This is a genomic window from Gordonia hydrophobica NBRC 16057 (assembly GCF_001592365.1).
GTDB classification, from domain to species: domain Bacteria; phylum Actinomycetota; class Actinomycetes; order Mycobacteriales; family Mycobacteriaceae; genus Gordonia; species Gordonia hydrophobica.
Genome location: NZ_BCWU01000006.1, coordinates 136291 through 154128, shown reverse-complemented (window position 1 = coordinate 154128; position 17838 = coordinate 136291). Strand labels below are relative to the sequence as shown.

General features: G+C 68.4%; 16 protein-coding genes. 9 read left to right on the top strand and 7 right to left on the bottom strand.

Annotated elements, in window-relative coordinates; genetic code table 11:
* Nucleotide 1 precedes the first annotated feature (1 nt).
* Nucleotides 2-2146 carry a DEAD/DEAH box helicase gene (locus GH2_RS11760; RefSeq protein WP_066167781.1) on the bottom strand — a complete coding sequence of 715 codons (2145 nt, stop codon included), beginning with the start codon at nucleotides 2144-2146 and terminating at the stop codon, nucleotides 2-4.
* Complete coding sequence (locus tag GH2_RS11755; RefSeq protein ID WP_066167778.1) at nucleotides 2143-3141, bottom strand: proteasome assembly chaperone family protein; 999 nt, start codon at nucleotides 3139-3141, stop codon at nucleotides 2143-2145. Before GH2_RS11755 ends, GH2_RS11760 begins: the two co-directional genes overlap by 4 nt.
* Nucleotides 3142-3282: 141 nt before the next feature.
* Between GH2_RS11755 and GH2_RS11750 the strand changes: the two genes are divergently transcribed.
* The gene (locus GH2_RS11750; RefSeq protein WP_244885372.1) at nucleotides 3283-3906 is read left to right on the top strand and encodes a hypothetical protein; all 624 of its coding nucleotides are present in this window, start codon (nucleotides 3283-3285) and stop codon (nucleotides 3904-3906) included.
* A gap of 113 nt (nucleotides 3907-4019) precedes the next feature.
* Nucleotides 4020-5132 (top strand): DUF4192 domain-containing protein, encoded by a 1113-nt coding sequence (locus tag GH2_RS11745; RefSeq protein WP_066167775.1) that lies wholly within the window; start codon nucleotides 4020-4022, stop codon nucleotides 5130-5132.
* Nucleotides 5133-5140: 8 nt separating this feature from the next.
* Here GH2_RS11745 and GH2_RS11740 read toward each other — a convergent pair whose 3' ends face one another.
* Nucleotides 5141-5821 carry an iron-dependent transcriptional repressor DtxR gene (locus tag GH2_RS11740; protein ID WP_066167771.1) on the bottom strand — a complete coding sequence of 227 codons (681 nt, stop codon included), beginning with the start codon at nucleotides 5819-5821 and terminating at the stop codon, nucleotides 5141-5143.
* A gap of 128 nt (nucleotides 5822-5949) precedes the next feature.
* On the opposite strand from GH2_RS11740, the gene GH2_RS11735 reads away from it, so the two are divergent.
* Nucleotides 5950-7194 carry an acetoin utilization protein AcuC gene (locus GH2_RS11735; RefSeq protein ID WP_066167766.1) on the top strand — a complete coding sequence of 415 codons (1245 nt, stop codon included), beginning with the start codon at nucleotides 5950-5952 and terminating at the stop codon, nucleotides 7192-7194.
* Entirely contained in the window at nucleotides 7187-9991 is a 2805-nt protein-coding gene (locus GH2_RS11730; protein ID WP_066167763.1) for a bifunctional acetate--CoA ligase family protein/GNAT family N-acetyltransferase, read from the top strand. Before GH2_RS11735 ends, GH2_RS11730 begins: the two co-directional genes overlap by 8 nt.
* Nucleotides 9992-10036: 45 nt before the next feature.
* Here GH2_RS11730 and GH2_RS11725 read toward each other — a convergent pair whose 3' ends face one another.
* Nucleotides 10037-11035 carry a sigma-70 family RNA polymerase sigma factor gene (locus GH2_RS11725; protein WP_066167759.1) on the bottom strand — a complete coding sequence of 333 codons (999 nt, stop codon included), beginning with the start codon at nucleotides 11033-11035 and terminating at the stop codon, nucleotides 10037-10039.
* Between the two features lie 195 nt (nucleotides 11036-11230).
* Here GH2_RS11725 and GH2_RS11720 point away from each other — a divergent pair, with 195 nt between their 5' ends.
* From GH2_RS11720 to GH2_RS11705, 4 genes are read left to right on the top strand one after another with little or no spacing between them, the layout of a single operon-like run.
* Nucleotides 11231-12157, top strand: coding sequence for an ABC transporter substrate-binding protein (locus GH2_RS11720; RefSeq protein ID WP_066167754.1), 927 nt, complete (start codon nucleotides 11231-11233; stop codon nucleotides 12155-12157).
* Nucleotides 12158-12187: 30 nt separating this feature from the next.
* The gene (locus GH2_RS11715; RefSeq protein ID WP_244885370.1) at nucleotides 12188-13204 is read left to right on the top strand and encodes an iron chelate uptake ABC transporter family permease subunit; all 1017 of its coding nucleotides are present in this window, start codon (nucleotides 12188-12190) and stop codon (nucleotides 13202-13204) included.
* On the top strand, nucleotides 13201-14262 hold the full coding sequence (locus GH2_RS11710) for a FecCD family ABC transporter permease (protein ID WP_066167750.1): 1062 nt from the start codon (nucleotides 13201-13203) through the stop codon (nucleotides 14260-14262). The genes GH2_RS11715 and GH2_RS11710 overlap by 4 nt, the downstream gene beginning before the upstream one ends.
* Before the next feature lie 10 nt (nucleotides 14263-14272).
* Nucleotides 14273-15070, top strand: a complete 798-nt coding sequence (locus GH2_RS11705) for an ABC transporter ATP-binding protein (protein WP_066168405.1) — start codon at nucleotides 14273-14275, stop codon at nucleotides 15068-15070.
* On the opposite strand, the gene map is transcribed toward GH2_RS11705, so the two are convergent.
* The gene (map, locus tag GH2_RS11700; RefSeq protein WP_066167747.1) at nucleotides 15064-15867 is read right to left on the bottom strand and encodes a type I methionyl aminopeptidase; all 804 of its coding nucleotides are present in this window, start codon (nucleotides 15865-15867) and stop codon (nucleotides 15064-15066) included. The two genes, GH2_RS11705 and map, sit on opposite strands and share 7 nt — an antisense overlap.
* A gap of 46 nt (nucleotides 15868-15913) precedes the next feature.
* Nucleotides 15914-16393 (bottom strand): DUF3099 domain-containing protein, encoded by a 480-nt coding sequence (locus tag GH2_RS11695; RefSeq protein WP_066167744.1) that lies wholly within the window; start codon nucleotides 16391-16393, stop codon nucleotides 15914-15916.
* 51 nt (nucleotides 16394-16444) lie between these two features.
* On the opposite strand from GH2_RS11695, the gene GH2_RS11690 reads away from it, so the two are divergent.
* Nucleotides 16445-16675 carry a DUF3039 domain-containing protein gene (locus GH2_RS11690; RefSeq protein ID WP_066167741.1) on the top strand — a complete coding sequence of 77 codons (231 nt, stop codon included), beginning with the start codon at nucleotides 16445-16447 and terminating at the stop codon, nucleotides 16673-16675.
* Between the two features lie 32 nt (nucleotides 16676-16707).
* Here GH2_RS11690 and GH2_RS11685 read toward each other — a convergent pair whose 3' ends face one another.
* On the bottom strand, nucleotides 16708-17775 hold the full coding sequence (locus GH2_RS11685; RefSeq protein ID WP_084247456.1) for a YihY/virulence factor BrkB family protein: 1068 nt from the start codon (nucleotides 17773-17775) through the stop codon (nucleotides 16708-16710).
* Nucleotides 17776-17838: the final 63 nt, after the last annotated feature.

Genomic DNA, 17838 nt, shown 5'->3' with positions numbered 1-17838 from the left:
CTCACGCGTCCTGCGTGGTCAGCGCCTCCCACTCGTCGATGAGGCTGGAGTCCACGCCGCGGATGAGATCGCCGAGTTCGTCGGTGATGTCCTCGATCTCGTCGGTCACCGCAGACATGGGGAGTCCGCTGTTCAGGGCGCGGTAACAGTCGGTCAGGTACCGCAGCGCGACGCCCTCGCTCCGCGCGAGTCCGAGATCGGAGATCAGTTCGGCGAACGTCATCGACCGCTCGCGCATGTAGCGCAGCACCGACTTCGGCGACGGCGGTGTGTTCGCCAGCCAGGGATGACCGCGACGGTACGTCTCGTACGCGAAGCCGATCTCCTCGGCCAGGGGCTGGGGCCAGGTGATCTCCTCGAGGCGCTCCATGCGTTCCTCGTACTCGATCCCGTCGGCCTTCATCTCGGCGATCGCGGCATCGCGCGCCTGTTTGCGCTGAGCGATCAGGATCTGGCGCGGATCGTCGAGCGTGCACTCCAGAATCGAGATGACGTCGAGGGCGTAGGTGCTCGACTCGGTGTCGAGCAGATCGAACGCCGCGACCGCGAACGCCGACAGGGGATTGGTCAGCGCGAAGTTCTCCGGCAGGTCGATCGACAGTTCGACGTGCTTGCCGTCGGCGGCCGGCGTGTCGAGCTTCGTCACGATACCGGTCTCCCGGAGGTCGCGGTACAGCGCGATGGTGTGCTTGATGTGCCGCAACTGTCGCGAGCGCGGCTCGTGGTTGGTCTCCAGCAGGTGTCGTAGGGCGGCGAAGCAGTCGCCCGGACGTTCCAGGACCTCCATCAGCATCGACGTGGTCATCCGGAAGTGCGACTTGAGTTCTTCGTCCGGTGCGTCGATCAGCGTGGTGAATGTCTGCTCGCCCCAGCTGACGAACCCCTCGGGTGGCTTTCGGCGAACCAGTTTGCGCAGCTTCTTCGGATCGTCGCCCGCCTTGCTGACGGCGCGCGCGTTCTCGACGTCGTGCTCGGGCGCCTGGGCGACCACGTAGCCGACGGTGTCGTAGCCTGCGCGTCCCGCGCGACCTGCGATCTGGTGGAACTCACGGGCACGAAGGCGGCGCACCCGATGGCCGTCGTACTTGGTCAGGCCCGCGAACAGCACGGTTCGGATCGGCACGTTGATGCCGACGCCGAGGGTGTCGGTGCCTGCCACCACTTTGAGCAGTCCGGCCTGCGCCAGCCGTTCGACCAGCCGCCGGTAGCGGGGGAGCATGCCCGCGTGGTGGACGCCGATCCCGGATCGCAACAGCTTCGACAGGGTGCCGCCGAAGCCGGTGCGGAACGTGAAGTCGCCGATCGCCTCGGCGATCGCCGCCTTCTCCTCCTTGGTGCAGATCTTCACCGACAGCAGCGCCTGTGCGCGCTCCACCGCCGCCTGCTGGGTGAAGTGCACGACGTACACCGGCGCCTGGCCCGCGTCGATGAGCTCGCCGATCGTCTCGTGGATGGGCGTCATCGCGTAGCGGTGCTCCAGCGGGACCGGACGCTGTGCGCCGGTCACCGGCACCGTGGTGCGGCCGGTCCGCCGGGTGAGGTCGTCGACGAAGAAGTCGACGCTGCCCAGCGTCGCGGACATCAGCAGGAATTGCGGTTGCGTGTCGGCGGCCGTGGTCGGGTCGGCGGCGGGGAGTTCGATGAGCGGGACCTGCCAGGCCCAGCCGCGGTCGGACTCGCCGTAGTAGTGGAACTCGTCGGCGACCAGCACGCCGACATCGGACGTCGAGCCGTCGCGGAGCGCGATGTTGGCGACGATCTCGGCGGTCGCGCAGACGATCGGCGCGTCGGCGTTCACGGAGGCGTCACCGGTCAGGAGTCCGACGTTCTCCGCGCCGAACTGACTGCAGAGGTCGAAGAACTTCTCGCTGACCAGGGCCTTGATCGGGGCGGTGTAGTACGACCGTTTGCCGCGGCACAGCGCGAAGTAGATCGCGCCCGAGGCCACGAGCGACTTTCCGGACCCGGTCGGGGTCGCCAGGATGACATTGCTGCCGGAGACCAGTTCGAGGAGTGCCTCCTCCTGATGCGGATAGAGGTCGATCCCACGCGACGCCCACCACGTCGTGAAGTTCTCGAAGGCGAGGTCTTCGTCGGTGGTGGGCGTCAGTGGAGCGAGATCGTCAGTCTCCTCGAGTGCACTCAGTGCAGATCACGTCCTTGATCGTCGTCGGTGTCGTCCGGCGCGGACTCGCGTCCGCCGAGATCGCCGAGGTCGGCGGCGTGCTCGGCGAGGAACTTCTCGAACTCAGCGCCCAGCTCGTCGCCGGACGGGACGTCCTGATCGGCGGCCAGCAGGGAGGCTTGGTCGTTCTTGGCGCGCATGTACGCGTCGTACTGATTCTCCAACGAGTGCACCACCGAGGCCACCTCGGCGTTCGACTCCACCTCGCCGTCGATCTGCGCGCGCACCTGCTCGGCAGCGTTCTCCAGGGCTGCGGTCGGCAGTTCCAGTCCCGTCACCTGCGACATCGCCTGCAGCAGTGCCGCCGCGGCGCCCGGGTAGTTGGACTGCGACAGATAGTGCGGCACGTGCGCCGACAGCCCTGCGGTCCGGTAGCCGGCTTCGCCGAGGCGCAGTTCCAGGAGCATCGATGCGCTCGCGGGCAGCTTCATCGGGTTGCCCCAGCGGTTGAGTTCGCCGAGCGACTCCGCATCGTTGCCGTGGGCGGTGATCGACGCCGGGCGGGTGTGCGGAACCGCCATCGGGATGGAGTTCAGTCCGACGACCTGTGACACGCCGAACCGCTCGGCGAGTGCGGTGATCGCGGTGGTGAACTGCTCCCAGCGCAGGTCCGGCTCGGGGCCGTCCAGCAGCAGGAACGGCACACCGGCGTTGTCGCGAACCGCGTGCACGGTCAGCTTGTGCATGTCGATACCGTCGAACGACTCGCCGCTGAACGAGATCATCGGACGACGCGACCGGTAATCGATCAACTCGTCTGCGTTGAACGTCGCGACCAGCTCGGCCTCGAGGGCTTCGCGGAGGTGCGTCGCCGCCAGCGCCACCGCGTGGCCGGCGTCGGCATAGCCCTCCAAAGCGTGCACCAGCACCGGACCGTCGCCGTCTTCGCTGTGAACGGCAGGGGCCGGGAATTCGAGATCGTAGAGCTCGCGGGGGTTCGGGGACCGCTCGTCCATGCTCTCTCCCTTCACTGTGACTTCCTATTGTCCCGCATGGGACTCCTCGGCTACAACACGGACTCGCGGCGGGTCATTCCCGCAGCCGATCACGAGAGATGGCACAGTGGAGACGTGCGTGTTGGTGCAGGAGTGAAGAGTGTGGCGACTGTGGCTGCGGTCGTCCTGGCCGTGACCGCGTGTTCGGTGTCGGGCCAACCAGTGCGGACGCCGGATCTGTCCGGCCGGGCCGCGCCGGCCGACGCGTTTCCGTACGGCCCGGGACTACCGGTGCAGGCCCCAGGGGTGGTGTCCGACATCACCTTTCGGCCGTTGAGCAAACCGAACGACCCCGCGGACTGCACACCGGTGGCGGTGGATGCAGCGACGGCGCAGGTGCGCGTCGGCCCGGGCGGACCCGCAGGCGGAACTCTGACGGCGATGGTCGTGCGCGCCGCAGACAGCTTCGACGACTTCGTCGCCCAGGCTGCTCGGTGCGGACAGTTCGCTCTCGGCGGAACGGTCGGCACCACGGTGTCGACGACCGTCGCCGACGACGGGGTGTCCGGCGGCGGTGTGCAGCTCGAGCGGCATCTGGTGATGGGTCCGCGCACCGAGACGTCGACTCCGCCGACCACGGCGGTCACCGAGTTCGTCGCCCAGCGCGGCGACATCCGCGTCTACGTTCAGAACCGGCGCAGCGGTCTCGACGCCCTCGGTGGGGACGAACTCGCAGCGACTCGCGCGCTGTTCGACGCGGCTCGCGCCAGCGCTTTTCCGCGCTGACCGTCCCGGTCGCCGCGCATCGTCGCAGGCGAGATTGTGGATGAACCCGATCGTTATCCACATCGGGCGCAGACGTCTTCCCCGGGAGCACACGCCGGTCGACGGTAGTGGGCATGACCAACTCACTCAGCATCCCCGCAGGCGGCCACACCGAAGGCCGACAGAATCCCGACACGCTCCTCGCCGCCGTGCCGGGGCTTCTCGGCTTCGTCCCGGAACGGTCCATCGTCTTCCTCGCGTTCCGCGACCACCGGGTGGTGGCCGCGACCATGCGCCACGACCTCGAGCTCACTCGCGGCGGACTGCCGACCGTCGGCATGAAGCAACTCTTCGACCGACTCGGTGCGCTCGCGGCGTCGTACGAGGTGATCGGCACGGTCGCGGTGATCATCGACGACCGTTTTCCGCCCGACGACCCGCGCTGGCGCAAGATCGCCGCAGCGGTCAATCGCGCGTTCCGGCCCGCAGGCGGGTTGTCCGCCGCGTTCGCGATGCCCGAGGCGGTGGCCGACGCGCGGTGGCACACCGTGTGGCGGCCCGGCCCCACCGCGAATCCTCGGCCGCCCTTCGTCCGCGGGGTGCTCGACACGGGCGTCCTGAGCGATCCGAACACCTCGGCGACCGCGTTGGAGCGCGCGGTGAGCTCCGGGCGCCGGATCCTGGCGCGCCGGTCCGAGATGGAGACGATGCTGGATCCGGAGGCGCACTGCTCCGAACCCGAGTGCTGCGCGGAGTCGCCCGTGCCGTATCACCACGCACCCGACGACGCCGATGCGCGCGGGCTGGAACTGACGCTCGCCGTCGTCGACCGCTTCGACGCCGGAGACACCGACCTCACGTGCCATGAACTGAATCGAATCGCCGCCGCCCTGGTGTCGGTGCATGTGCGCGACGCGCTGCTCGGACTGTCGTTGACCGGACTGCGGCCGGCGGCCGAGGATCTGTGGCGGACGCTGACGCGTCGACTGCGGGGACCGGCGCGAGCGGCGGCGGCCACCCTCCTCGGCCACTTGCATTACATGGCCGGGGAGGGCGCGTACGCCGGTGTCGCGTTCCAAGCGGCCCACGAGGCCGATCCCGACTACAACTTGGCCAATCTGCTCGACACCGCGCTGCTCAACGGCATGCGCCCCCGAGACCTCGGAGGCCTCGCCGAACTGGCCTTCGAGGTCTCCGAGCGGCTCGGTGCGCAACTGCCGCCCGCCGTCTACGAGGCGGCGGGGTGATCAGCAGTTCAGTTCGGGAGCACGAAGATCGCGTGCGAGATCTCCGACGACAGGGTGAGCCCGTCGTGGCCCGGGGTGGAGATGATGACGGCGCGCGGTGCGACGTTCACCGAGATGCGTGCATTCGGGACCACGCCCGCCTGCCGCAGTTCCGAGATCAACTCGGGGTCGGACTGGGCGTGCTCGGACATCCGCGCGACGACGACGGTGCTGTCGCCCTGCGGCAGATCCACCAGGCGGATCGCCTTGTCCTCGGCCGCAGTCAGATCGATGCCCAGCAGGTCCAGTCCCGGGATGGGGTTGCCGTACGGGGAAGTGGTCGGGTTGTCGAGGACCTCGACGATCCGACGCTCCACGTTCTCGCTCATGACGTGCTCCCACCGGCACGCCTCGTCGTGCACCTGATCCCAGGGCAACCCGATGACGTCCACGAGCAGTCGTTCGGCGAGACGGTGCTTGCGCATCACGGAGACGGCCAGATCGCGGCCCTTCTCAGTGAGTTCGAGATGACGGTCGCCTGCTACGCGCAGCAGACCGTCGCGTTCCATGCGTGCCACCGTCTGTGAGACGGTCGGCCCGCTCTGTTCCAAGCGCTCGGCGATGCGAGCGCGCAGCGGAATGATCCCCTCCTCTTCAAGGTCGTAGATCGTCCGCAGATACATCTCTGTGGTGTCGACAAGATCGTTCACGGAAGCCAGTGTCCTTTCGCCGACTCTCAGGTTACCTGGAATCGGTCCAACTCGGGGGAGGCGATGTCGTGCCTCACCGGCGTGAAACCGTTAGCGTGACAGGAAATAACGGGAGATGAGGCGGGACGATGAGCGCGGCGATCATCTGGAGTGATCACTTCATGGACTACAAGTGGGCTTACACCCACCCCATGAGTCCGGTGCGACTGGCGCTGACCATGTCGTTGGCCCGGAGTTTCGGCGTCCTCGACGACGTCGACACGGCCGAACCACTGCCGGTGGACGACGCGGTGCTGACCACCGTCCACTCGCAGGGCTACGTGGATGCGGTCAGGGCCGTGAGCCACGGTGCCGCCTCGATGAACGCCCCGGTGCTCGAACGGCTCTTCGGGCTGGGCAGTGCGGACAATCCGATCTTCGAGGGCATGCACGAGGCGGGGTCGATGCTGGTCGGCGGCTCGCTCGCGGCGGCGCAGGCCATCGCGAGCGGCGCCGTGCGTCGTGCGGTCAACATCGGCGGCGGCATGCATCATGCGATGAAGGGCCACGCGGCGGGTTTCTGCATCTACAACGACTGCGCGATCGCGATCGAGTGGCTCCTCGAGAACGGTTACGACCGCATCGCCTACGTCGACGTCGACGCTCACCACGGGGACGGGGTCCAGGCGCAGTTCATCGGCGACCCGCGGGTGCTCACCGTGTCGCTGCACCAGCACCCCGCGACGCTGTGGCCGGGGACGGGCTGGGCCACGGAGGTCGGGGAGGGCGACGCTGCGGGAAGCGCGGTGAACGTCGGGCTGATGCCCGGGCTCGCCGACAACCTGTGGCTGCGCGCCTTCCACGCGATCGTCCCGTCGATGATCGACGACTTCAAACCGCAGATCCTGGTGACGCAGATCGGTGTGGACAGCCACCGCGACGATCCGCTGACCGACCTCGCGCTCACCGTCGACGGTCACGCTGCGGCGATTCGGGCCCTGCGGGGACTCGCCGACAAATACTGCGAGGGCCGTTGGCTGGCGGTCGGCGGCGGGGGATACGGGGTCGTCAACGTGGTGCCGCGGAGCTGGACCCACCTGATCGCTGCCGCACTGGACCGAGACATCGATCCCGCCACGCCGATCGGCGCCGACTGGTTGGCCGGGGCGCAAGACCTGTCCGCGTCCGTGCACCCCGACTACCGCAGGCCCCCGGAGGCCACCATGGGCGACGGCGGAGTCACCGACTTCGTGCCCTGGGACGGCGACAGCGGCGCCGAACCGCCACCGGGCGTGTCGGAGGCAGTGCAGCGGCAGACCGACAAAGCCATCATCGCCACTCGACGTGCCGTCTTCCCGCTGCACGGCCTGGACCCGGAGGACCCCCGTGACTGAGAACCCCACAGCCGACAGCACCCCGGCGGCGAATCCGACCGCGGAGAGCACGTCGACCGAGCCCGCCCTCCCGCGCGAGTACCCGCGGCAGTGGAGTGCCGACGTCCTCGCCTCCGACGGAGGCGTGGTCCACATCCGGCCGATCCTGCCCGCCGATGCGGACCTGCTGGTCGCCTTCCACAACGGGCTCAGCGAGCGCACCCGCTACATGCGGTACTTCGGTCCCACTCCGACGCTGCCGCCGCGCGAGGTGGTGCGGATGACCACCGTCGACTACCGCAACCGCGTGGCGCTGCTGGCCTTCCTCGGTGACGAGGTGATCGCGATGGGCCTCTACGAGGGGCTCGCCGCAGACGGTAAGCCGCACTCGGCGGAGGTCGCGTTCGTGGTCGCCGACGACCACCAGGGACGGGGACTGGGTCCGGTCCTGCTGGAGCATCTCGCCGGAGCCGCCGCCGAGAACCACTTCACGCGGTTCGAGGCCGAGGTGCTCTCGGAGAATCCGAACATGGTCGCAGTGTTCCGCGACGCCGGCTACCAGATCAGTCGCGCCTTCGACGGCAGCACCGTGCACGTCGAGTTCCTGATCGATCCGACCGAGGCCCTGACTTCGGTGCGCAACGCGCGCGAACGCGCCTCCGAGGCGCGGAGCGTCGCGAATCTGCTGCGTCCGCAGTCGGTCGCCGTGATCGGCGCGTCCACCGACTCGAAGAAGGTCGGCAACGTGCTCCTCGCGAACATCCTGGCTGCCGGATTCACCGGACCGGTGTTTCCCGTCAACGGCCCCGTCGTCGATGCCCCGGAACCCGACCACGCTGCCACGAACCGCACCCGGACCCCGCACGCCAAACAGCGCGTCGCACCGCCGTCGGTCCGGGGCATCCGTGCGTATTCGACAGTCCGGGACATCCCCGATCCGGTCGATCTCGCGGTGATCGCCGTGCCTGCCGCACGGATCGATCAAGTGCTCGACGACTGTCTCGCCAAGGGGGTGCGGACGCTGGTCATCGTGTCGGCGGGCTTCGGTGAGCGGGGAAGCGCGGGACTGGAGAACGAGAAACGACTGGCCGAGCAAGTGCGGCAGCACGGCATGCGCCTGGTGGGCCCGAATGCTCTCGGCGTGGTGAACAATCACCGCGAGATCGCGCTCAACGCCTCGCTGGCGCCGCGGATCCCGGGCGCCGGACGCGTCGGGTTCTTCTGCCAGTCCGGCGCCCTCGGCATCGCGATCCTCGACACCGCGGCGCATCGGCAGATCGGCCTCTCGACGTTCGTCTCGGCCGGTAACCGCGCCGACGTGTCCGGCAACGACGTGCTCCAGTACTGGGACACCGACGACGACACCGATGTCGTGCTGCTGTATCTGGAGAGCTTCGGCAACCCGCGCAAGTTCGGCCGCATCGCCCGGCGGGTGGCGACGAAGAAGCCGATCGTGGCGATCAAATCGGGCAGCGGAGCCATGTCGCCGGTCCACGCGCAGCGCACCGGGCCGGTCCGGGACGATCGGGTGGCGCAGATGGTCCTGGAGCAGGCCGGGGTGATCCAGGTCGAGACCATCGCCGAACTCTTCGACTGTGCGACGGTGCTGGCCTATCAACAGTTGCCCGCCGGTCCGCGCACGGCGATCGTGGGCAACTCGTCGGTGATCGCCTCGCTGGCGGGCAACACCGCGCGCACCTCGGGACTCGACGTGGTCTCGTCGGTCGATCTGGGTCCCGCGGTGACCCACGAGGAGTTGACTGCCGCCGTCGCGGCGGCGATGGGCGACGACACGATCGACGCGGTGATCGTGGTCTTCGTCCCACCGGTCGCCGTCGACTCGTCCGACTATGCGCTGGGTCTGATGGAGGCGACGCGGCCCGCGGACGGCGGCGACGTCCCCGTGAAGCCGGTCGTCACGACCTTCCTCGCTGTCGAAGGTGTGCCGGAGGGGCTGTCCCGGACCGGCGCCGACGGTCTGCCGATTCGCGGCTCCATCCCGTCGTACCCGACGCCGGAGCGTGCGGCGAGTGCTCTCGCGCAGGCGTGGCGCTACGCGAAGTGGCGCACGCGTCCGGCCCTGCAGCCCGCGGCCATCGCGAATGCGCAGCCGGAGGACGCGCGCAGTTTCGTCCGCGAGGCGATGTCCGACGGCGCCGACCGGACGTTGACGGCGGGCGAGGGCGCGTACGTGCTGGCGCAGTACGGCATCGACGTGGTGCCGTTCCGCGACGTCTCCTCGATGCACGAGGCATCGGCCGCCGCGCGGGAGTTGGGCTTCCCGGTCGTGGTGAAGTCGACCTCGCCGGGCTGGGTGGGTCGAGTGGATCGGGAGGGCGCGCGTCTGGACCTCTCCGACGCGACCGCGGTGATCACTGCCTTCAACGAGCTGCAGGCGCTGACCGGCAGTTCTGCACTCCAAGTGCAGCGGATGGCGGCGAAGGGGGTCGGCCTGTGCATCGGGGTCACCGACAGCCCGTCGTTCGGTCCGTTGATCTCGTTCGGGCTGTCCGGGCGCTTGTTCGAGGCTCTCGGTGACCGCAGCTATCGGTCGATTCCGCTCACCGAGCACGATGCGCGGGAACTGGTCGACGAACCGAGCGTGCAGGTTCTGCTCGCCGAGGACGGCACCGATCCGGCCCGGCTGGTGGATCTGCTGCAGCGGGTCTCGGCGTTGATCGACGACGTTCCGGAGATCCGGGAACTGTACCTGGATCCGATCCTGACGTCGCCGGACGGGATCGCGGTCCTGGGTTCGCAGATAAAAGTGGGCCCGGTGCCCACTCTCGCGGACACCGGGCCCCGGCGACTGGGCTGACGTCGAGGGGGATCGGTCAGCCCAGTCGCCTGGTCTTCGGCGGGGTCAGCTGGCGTAGGCGCGCAGCTTGTCGGCGCGCTCGCCCTGCCGGAGCTTGCTCATCACTTCGCGCTCGATCTGGCGGACGCGCTCGCGCGACAGCCCGAAGGCGCGGCCGATCTGGTCGAGCGTGCGCGGCTGACCGTCGTCCAGTCCGAAGCGCATGGTGATGACCTGCATCTCGCGCTCGTCGAGCGTCGCGAGCACCTTGCGGATGTCCGAGTGCAGCAGGTTGGCGATGACGACGGTCTCGGCCGAGGTGGCCTCGGCGTCCTCGATGAAGTCGCCGAGCGGCGCCTCCTCGTCGTTGCCGACCGGCATGTCCAGGCTCACCGGGTCGCGGCTGTGATCCATCAGATCGGCGATCTTGGCCGCGGGGATGCCGGACTCGAGGGCCAGCTCCTCGTCGGTCGCCTCACGGCCGAGCTGCTGGTGCAGTTCGCGGCGGATGCGAGCGATCTTGTTCACCTGCTCCACCAGATGGACGGGGAGGCGGATGGTGCGGCTCTGGTCGGCCATGCCGCGGCTGATCGCCTGCCGGATCCACCAGGTGGCGTAGGTGGAGAACTTGAAGCCCTTCGTGTAGTCGAACTTCTCGACCGCGCGGATCAGACCGAGGTTGCCTTCCTGGATGAGATCGAGCAAGGGCATGCCGCGGCCGGTGTAGCGCTTCGCGAGCGACACCACCAGGCGGAGGTTGGCTTCGAGGAGGTGTGCTCGCGCCTGCTCACCTTGCCGTACCAGGATCGCGTAGTCGCGCTTCTTGGCGGGCGACAGGCGCTTCTTGGTGGCGAGGAGATGCTTGGCGTAGAGACCGGCCTCGATGGCCTTGGACAGGTCTACCTCTTGCTCTGCGTTCAACAGCGCGGTGCGGCCGATCCCGTTGAGATAGACGCGGACGAGGTCGGCGGACGGCGACTGAGCATCAAGATCCTGCTCGGTCAGAGCCGGGCGAGTGCGGGTGGAGCGAGCTTCGGACGGGCGGGCAATCGTCGAGTGAGCCATGCGACCTCCTGGAGATGCGATTCATCGTGCGTTCACCAGGTCCAACGCCCGCAGTTCCAGAAAGGTTCCCGCCGTTGCTGAGAAGTTACTTAGGATACCGGAATCGCGGGCAGGGTGACCTCGACGCGGTGTGATCAGAGTCGCACTAGTAGGGTAGCCTTCGCTGACTCACTAGTTGCATGCGAAAGGTTCCACATGCGCCCGTTCTCAACTCGTCGACTGCTCGTCGCCACGTCCTCGCTGGCCGCGGCGGTCGTGCTCGCCGTCGCCGGCTGTTCCACCGACGCCTCGTCGGACTCCAGTTCGTCGCAGGTGCACAGTGTGGAGCACGCCCGCGGAAGCACGGAGGTTCCCGACGACCCGCAGCGCGTGGTGGTGCTGGAACCGGTGGAACTCGACACCGCGGTCGCCCTCGGCGTCACGCCGGTCGGCGCCGCCGTCGCCAGCAACGTCAAGGGCGTTCCCGAGTACCTCGGGGTGGACGGCGTCACGCCGGTCGGCACGGTGCCGGAGCCGGATCTGGAAGCCATCGCAGCGCTGACGCCCGACCTGATCCTGGGCACCGAATCGCGACACTCGAAGCTGTACGACCAACTGTCGGCGATCGCGCCCACCGTGTTCATGAAGACTCAGGCCGATCCGTGGCAGGAGAACGTGCTGCTGATCGGTGAGGCGATGAACCGCAAGGACAAGGCGCAAGAACTCGTCGACGGATTCAACGACCGATGCGCGAGCATCCGCGACAAGTTCGACGTCGAGGGCAAGACCGCGAACCTGATCCGTCCGCGCGACGAGACCACGCTCAGCGTGTACGGCCCGACGTCGTTCGCAGGCAGTGCGCTGACGTGCGTCGGCCTGACACTGCCGGACCAGGAGTGGAAGGACGGTCTGCAGGCGGACATCTCCCCGGAGAACATCCTCCGGGCCAAGGCCGACTACGTCTTCGTCACCACCTCCGACGTCGACGATCGATCGACGATCCCCGCCGCGATCACGGCAAACAGCAAGGACTTCCCGTCGGTGACGCTCGTCGACACCAGCTACTGGGTGTCCGGCGTCGGACCGAAGGGCGGCTCGCTGGTGCTCGACGACATCGAGCACTTCCTCGATACACAGCAGTGACGGATACACAGCAGTGACGGATACACAGCGGTGACGGGGGTCGCCGTCGACCGGTCCAGCCGCGTCGCGATCGGTGTCTGCGGTCTGATCGCCGCATTGATCGTGGCGGTCGGCCTCTCGCTGATGGTTGGCTCCAACCCGGTGTCCGCGTCGTCGGTGTTCGACGTGGTCACCGGCGGCGGGACGTCGGAGGCGCAGTACGTGGTCGGCCTCCGCGTGCCGCGGACCGTGGCAGGTGTCCTGGTCGGGGTCGCGCTCGGCGCCGCTGGCGCACTGATCCAGGCGTTCACCCGGAACCCGTTGGCCGATCCCGGCATCCTCGGCGTCAACGCCGGCGCCGCGTTCGCGGTTGCGCTCGGCGTGGCCTTCCTCGGTCTGCAGAGCATCGGACAGTTCGTGTGGTTGGCCTTCGTCGGCGCACTGGTGGTGACCGTCGGGGTCTACCTGATCGGCACGGCGGGCCGCGGCGGCGCCGACCCGATCCGATTGACGCTCGCCGGCGTCGCCCTCGGTGCGGTGTTCGCCGGCGTGACCACCGGACTCACGCTCAGCGACCCGGATGCCTTCGACCACATGCGGTCGTGGAACGCCGGGTCGCTCCTGGAACGCGGGTTCGACGTCGTGGTTCCGGCGATTCCGTTCATCGCCGCCGGGCTCGTGGTCGCGGTGTTTCTGACGCCCGGCCTCAACGCGGTCGCGCTCGGCGAGGACGTCGCGCGGGCCCAGGGCGCCAACGTCGGCGCGATCCGCACCGGCACCATCGTCGCGGTGACGCTGCTGGCCGGGACCGCGACCGCGATCGCGGGCCCGATCTCGTTCATCGGGCTGATGGTGCCGCACGTGGCTCGGTGGGCGTTCGGCGTCGACCAGCGCGCGGTGCTCGCCGGATCCGTGGCCCTGGCGCCGGTGATCGTCCTGGTGTCCGACGTGGTGGGCCGCCTGCTGATCGCACCCGCCGAGATCCCGGTCGGGATCGTCACCGCGTTCGTCGGTGCGCCGGTCCTGATCGTCCTGGCCCGTCGCCGGAAAGCGAGCACCCTGGCATGACGACCCTGAAACCACGGCCGGTCGACGTGGGCTACCACCGCACCGTGCTCTCCGCGGGCGGGTACAGCGTCGCGCTCCGCCGCCGCAGCGTGGTCGTCGCGGTCGCGTTGATGGCGGTGATTCTGGTCTGCGGAGTCGCCGCGTTGGCGTTCGGGTCGTATCACGTCAGTCCGACCACGATCGTGCAGGTGCTGCTGGGCGGCGGCGAGCGAGTGGACCGGACGGTGGTGCTGGCGTGGCGGGTGCCCCGGGCGCTGGCGGCCGTGCTGCTCGGCGGCTTCCTCGCCGTCGCGGGCGCGGTGTTCCAAACGGTGACGCGCAATCCGTTGGCGAGCCCCGACATCCTGGGCCTGGCGAACGGTGCGTTCACCGGCATGCTGCTGACCGTGGTCGTCTTCTCCGCGGGCTGGTCGGTGGTGACGCTCGGTGCGGTGCTCGGCGGACTCGCGACCGCTGTCGTCATCTGGGCTCTCGCGCGGCACGACGGCTTCCAGGGCTTCCGACTGATCGTGATCGGCATCGGCGTCTCCGCGATGCTGGCGTCGCTGAACACCTGGATGCTGTTGGAGACCGAGCTGGAGACCGCCATGTTCGCATCGGCGTGGGGTGCGGGCACTCTCAACGGCGTCACCGCGCAACCCGTGGTGATCGCGGCGATCTGCGGCGTGCCGTTGCTGGCGGCGCTGGCTCTGCTGACGCCTCGACTGCGCCAACTCGATCTCGGCGACGACGTCGCACTCGCGACCGGTGTCCGTCCGGCCCGGGACCGGACCATCGCGCTCGGCTGTGCGGTCGGGCTGGTCTCCATCGCGACGGCGGTCGTCGGACCGGTGGCCTTCGTCGCGCTGGCGGCCCCGCAGATCGCGCGCAGGCTCGCCCGCACCCCGTACCTGCCGCTGACCGTCTCCGCACTGACGGGCGGCCTGCTGCTTCTGGTCGCCGACCTGATCGCCCAGCACGTGCTGCCGGTCACGCTGCCCGCCGGTGTGGTCACCGTGTCGGTGGGCGGCATCTATCTCGTCGTCATGCTCATTCAGGAGGTTCGTCGTCGTGCCTGACCACATCGTCATGTCGAAGTCGCGACTGAGGGCCGACGGTGTCACCCTCGGCTACGACTCGACGCCGATCATCGCTGATCTCACGACCGCGATCCCGGACGGTTCGTTCACCGTGATCATCGGTCCCAATGCCTGCGGCAAGTCCACACTCCTGCGCGGATTGTCGCGTCTGCTGGCGCCGACCGAGGGAAGCGTGGTGCTCGACGGCAAGGAGATCACCGCGAGGTCGGCGAAGGACGTCGCCAGGCGCCTCGGCCTGCTGCCGCAGTCGGCGATCGCTCCGGACGGCATCACCGTCGCCGATCTGGTCGCCCGTGGCCGATACGTCCACCAGGGCCTGCTGCGCCAATGGTCTCCCGACGACGAGGCGGCCGTCGGCGAGGCGCTCGACGCCACCGGTACGCGCGCGCTGGCGCCCCGGCGCGTCGACGAGCTCTCCGGCGGTCAGCGGCAGCGGGTCTGGGTGGCGATGGTCCTGGCCCAGCAGACGGATCTGTTACTGCTCGACGAGCCGACCACGTTCCTGGACATCGCGCACCAGGTGGAGTTGATGGAACTGTTCGCCGCGTTGAACCGTCGCGGTCGAACGATCGTCGCGGTCCTGCACGACCTCAATCAGGCGGCGCGGTACGCCGACCACATCATCGCCATGCGCGACGGTCGGATCGTCGCGCACGGTGCGCCGGCCGACGTCGTCACCAGCTCACGCGTCGAGGAGATCTACGATCTGCCGAACGTTGTGATCGAGGATCCGATCTCCGGCGGTCCGCTGGTGGTTCCCCGCGGAGCGTCCGTCGGCGCTCAGTGACCCGGGGCGTCCCGACCGTCGGTCAGGATCACCGGCCCGTCCTCGGTGATCGCGATGGTGTGCTCGGAGTGCGCGGTGTTGCTGCCGTCGGCGGAGCGGATGGTCCAGCCGTCGGGGTCGTAGACGATCTCCTCGGTGCCGATCGCCCACCACGGTTCGACGGCGATCACCAGTCCCGGCGGCAACTCCATTCCGTGGCCGCGCCGACCGAGGTTGGGCACGTGCGGATCCTCGTGCATCGTGCGTCCCAGGCCGTGGCCGCCGAATCCGGTGTTGACCCGATAGCCGTCGGCGGCGGCCACGGCGCCGATCGCCGCGCCGATGTCGCCGAGCGTGCCGCCCGGCAGTGCGGCGGCGATGCCCTCGTCCAACGCGCGTCGAGTGGAGTCGATGAGGCGGGCGTCGGGATCCTCGGGTCGAGAGGCGACGTCGTCGTCGAAGCCGACCTGCACGGTGGTCGCCGCGTCGGCCACCCAACCGTCGATCGAGACCGCGAAATCCAGCGTGAGGACGTCGCCCTCGGCGAGGACGTGCGGATGCGGCAGACCGTGGAGGACGCCGTCGTTGACCGACAGGCAGACCACGTTGCGGAACGGACCGTCGCCGAACGACGGCGAATAGTCCCAGTAGCAGCTCTGCGCACCGCGGTCGGCGATCATGTCGCGGGCGCGATGCTCCAGATCCATCACGTCGACGCCGGGCTGCGCTCTTCTCGACAGATCGGCGAGCACCGCGGCGACGAACCGTCCGGTGACGGCGATCTTCTCGATCTCGGCGGGTGTCTTGAGTTCGATCATGGGTCCGGTTCCTCGTCGTCGACGGGCGAATGAGCGGCTCAGCGCGTCACGCAGCCCCATCGGTCGGCTTCCCCTCGTCATCTGGATGGTCGTCCTCGGCAGCCTCCTCCTCAACGCCGTCCTCCTCGACGCCGTCCTCGTCCGCGTCGATGACGGGATGATCGGAATCGTTGTCGAAGGTGGTCGTGCTCGGTGGGGTGGGGTCGACGGTGAGGGACGGCTGCACCGGATGGGCGCTGCCATAGTGGTAGAGAGGCACCTCGCCGTGCTTGCGCGGCTCCCGGTCGTTGGCCTTCAGGACGGCGATCCACGGGATCGGGATCGAGACCAGGATGATCGCGACGGCGATCCAGCCGTTCTGGGTGATGCCGTACACGATCGAGGCGATGATCAGCGCCGGAATGCGAATGCTCATCATGATGAAGTAGCGGCGCTTGCGGGCTTTGAAGACGGCGTCACGGTCGGGTTCGGCGCTGGTGATCAGAAAGTTCTCGGCGTCCCTGTCGTGTCGTCGTCGCTCATCCATATCGTCAATTCTGTCACGCTGGGTGGTCGTCGACTCTGTCACAATGGCTGTATGGCTACTCAGACGATCGAACGTCCGGACATCGACGAACGGACCGAGCAGGACGACGACACTCCCAAGGTCTTCCACTACGTGAAGAAGGACAAGATGGCCGAGAGCGCCGTCATGGGAACGCATGTCGTCGCGTTGTGCGGCGAGGTGTTCCCGGTGACCAAGGCGGCCAAGCCCGGCTCCCCGGTGTGCGAGAAGTGCAAGAAGATCTACGAGAAGCTCAAGAAGTGACTTTGCTCGAGAAGTGACCGCGCTGGGCGGAGTCAGCGGCGCGGGTCGTCGTCGTTCGACGATCCGTGGCCGTTCAGCGCGCGGTTCCGCAGGGTGTCGGTGAGTTCGATGGTCTGCGTGGAGACCCAGTTGCGGACGACGCCGCCTCCGCCCCGCGACGGCCACAACTCCTCGACGGCGGCGTTGAACTCGGCGCCCAGGACGATCGCGAAGCCGAGGAAGTACGTGAACAGCAGGAAGGCGATCGGGGTCGCCAACGCGCCGTAGGTGTAGCCGGTGTTGGTCAACGCCGTCAGGTAGAACCGCAGCACATAGGTGGCGAACCAGAAGAAGACGCCCGCGAGCAGCGCCCCCGGCATCAGCCGGTGCCAGGGCAGCGGGTAGGGCAGCGCGAAGCGGTACAGGGCCACGAGTGCACCGATCAGCAGGATTCCGACGAACGGAAAATAGCCCCAGTCCACGAGATCGGAGATGGCGGGATCCCAGGCGTCGGGGAGGACCCGGTGCAGGTAGGTGGGACCCAACGCGACCAGCGGCAGGATCAGCACGCACGCGATCAGGAAGAATAGGTAGATGATCAGCGCGAAGATCCGCTGCCAGACGGGATTGCGGATCTGGTGCTGGCCGTGCGCGTGGACGATCGACGAGACGAAGCACGACATGGCCGACGACCCGGCCCACAGCGAGAGCACGAAGCCCAGCGAGATGACGGCGACCCGCCCCCGGCCCAGCACGTTCTCGACGGTCGGAGCGATCAGATCGTCGACGACGTTGGGGGTGAAGGCGCGCTCGGAGAACGAGATGATGCGGTCGGTGATGATGTCGACCGTGTCCGGACCGAACCAGCCGCCGATGTAGCCGAGGCTGCCGAGGACTCCCAGCAGGAGCGGCGGCAGCGACAGGGCCTGCCAGAACGCGGCCTGCGCGGCCCAGCCGATGATCGAGTCGTCCCACGCCTTGACGGTGGTGCGCCACGCGACACGCGGAATTCCGCGGGCCACCGATCGAAGGCTCGGCCTGCGCTTGGGCAGGCCGTCCCCGTCATGGTCCGCGACGTCGTCGGTCTCGATCTCGTCGTCAGTTGCGATGTCTACCAGCATGGCGGACCGCGCCCCGAGACGACGCGCGGGGCCGCTGTGCGGCGTGGCGCAGGGGTAGACTCG

Bases quoted from the DNA above. Each gene is read 5' to 3' on its own strand.
- GH2_RS11755 (WP_066167778.1), bottom strand. From the start codon at position 3,141: ATGGACGAGCGGTCCCCGAACCCCCGCGAGCTCTACGATCTCGAATTC.
- GH2_RS11745 (WP_066167775.1), top strand. From the start codon at position 4,020: ATGACCAACTCACTCAGCATCCCCGCAGGCGGCCACACCGAAGGCCGA.
- GH2_RS11735 (WP_066167766.1), top strand. From the start codon at position 5,950: ATGAGCGCGGCGATCATCTGGAGTGATCACTTCATGGACTACAAGTGG.
- GH2_RS11725 (WP_066167759.1), bottom strand. From the start codon at position 11,035: ATGGCTCACTCGACGATTGCCCGCCCGTCCGAAGCTCGCTCCACCCGC.
- GH2_RS11720 (WP_066167754.1), top strand. From the start codon at position 11,231: ATGCGCCCGTTCTCAACTCGTCGACTGCTCGTCGCCACGTCCTCGCTG.
- GH2_RS11710 (WP_066167750.1), top strand. From the start codon at position 13,201: ATGACGACCCTGAAACCACGGCCGGTCGACGTGGGCTACCACCGCACC.
- GH2_RS11705 (WP_066168405.1), top strand. From the start codon at position 14,273: ATGTCGAAGTCGCGACTGAGGGCCGACGGTGTCACCCTCGGCTACGAC.
- map (WP_066167747.1), bottom strand. From the start codon at position 15,867: ATGATCGAACTCAAGACACCCGCCGAGATCGAGAAGATCGCCGTCACC.
- GH2_RS11695 (WP_066167744.1), bottom strand. From the start codon at position 16,393: ATGGATGAGCGACGACGACACGACAGGGACGCCGAGAACTTTCTGATC.
- GH2_RS11690 (WP_066167741.1), top strand. From the start codon at position 16,445: ATGGCTACTCAGACGATCGAACGTCCGGACATCGACGAACGGACCGAG.
- GH2_RS11685 (WP_084247456.1), bottom strand. From the start codon at position 17,775: ATGCTGGTAGACATCGCAACTGACGACGAGATCGAGACCGACGACGTC.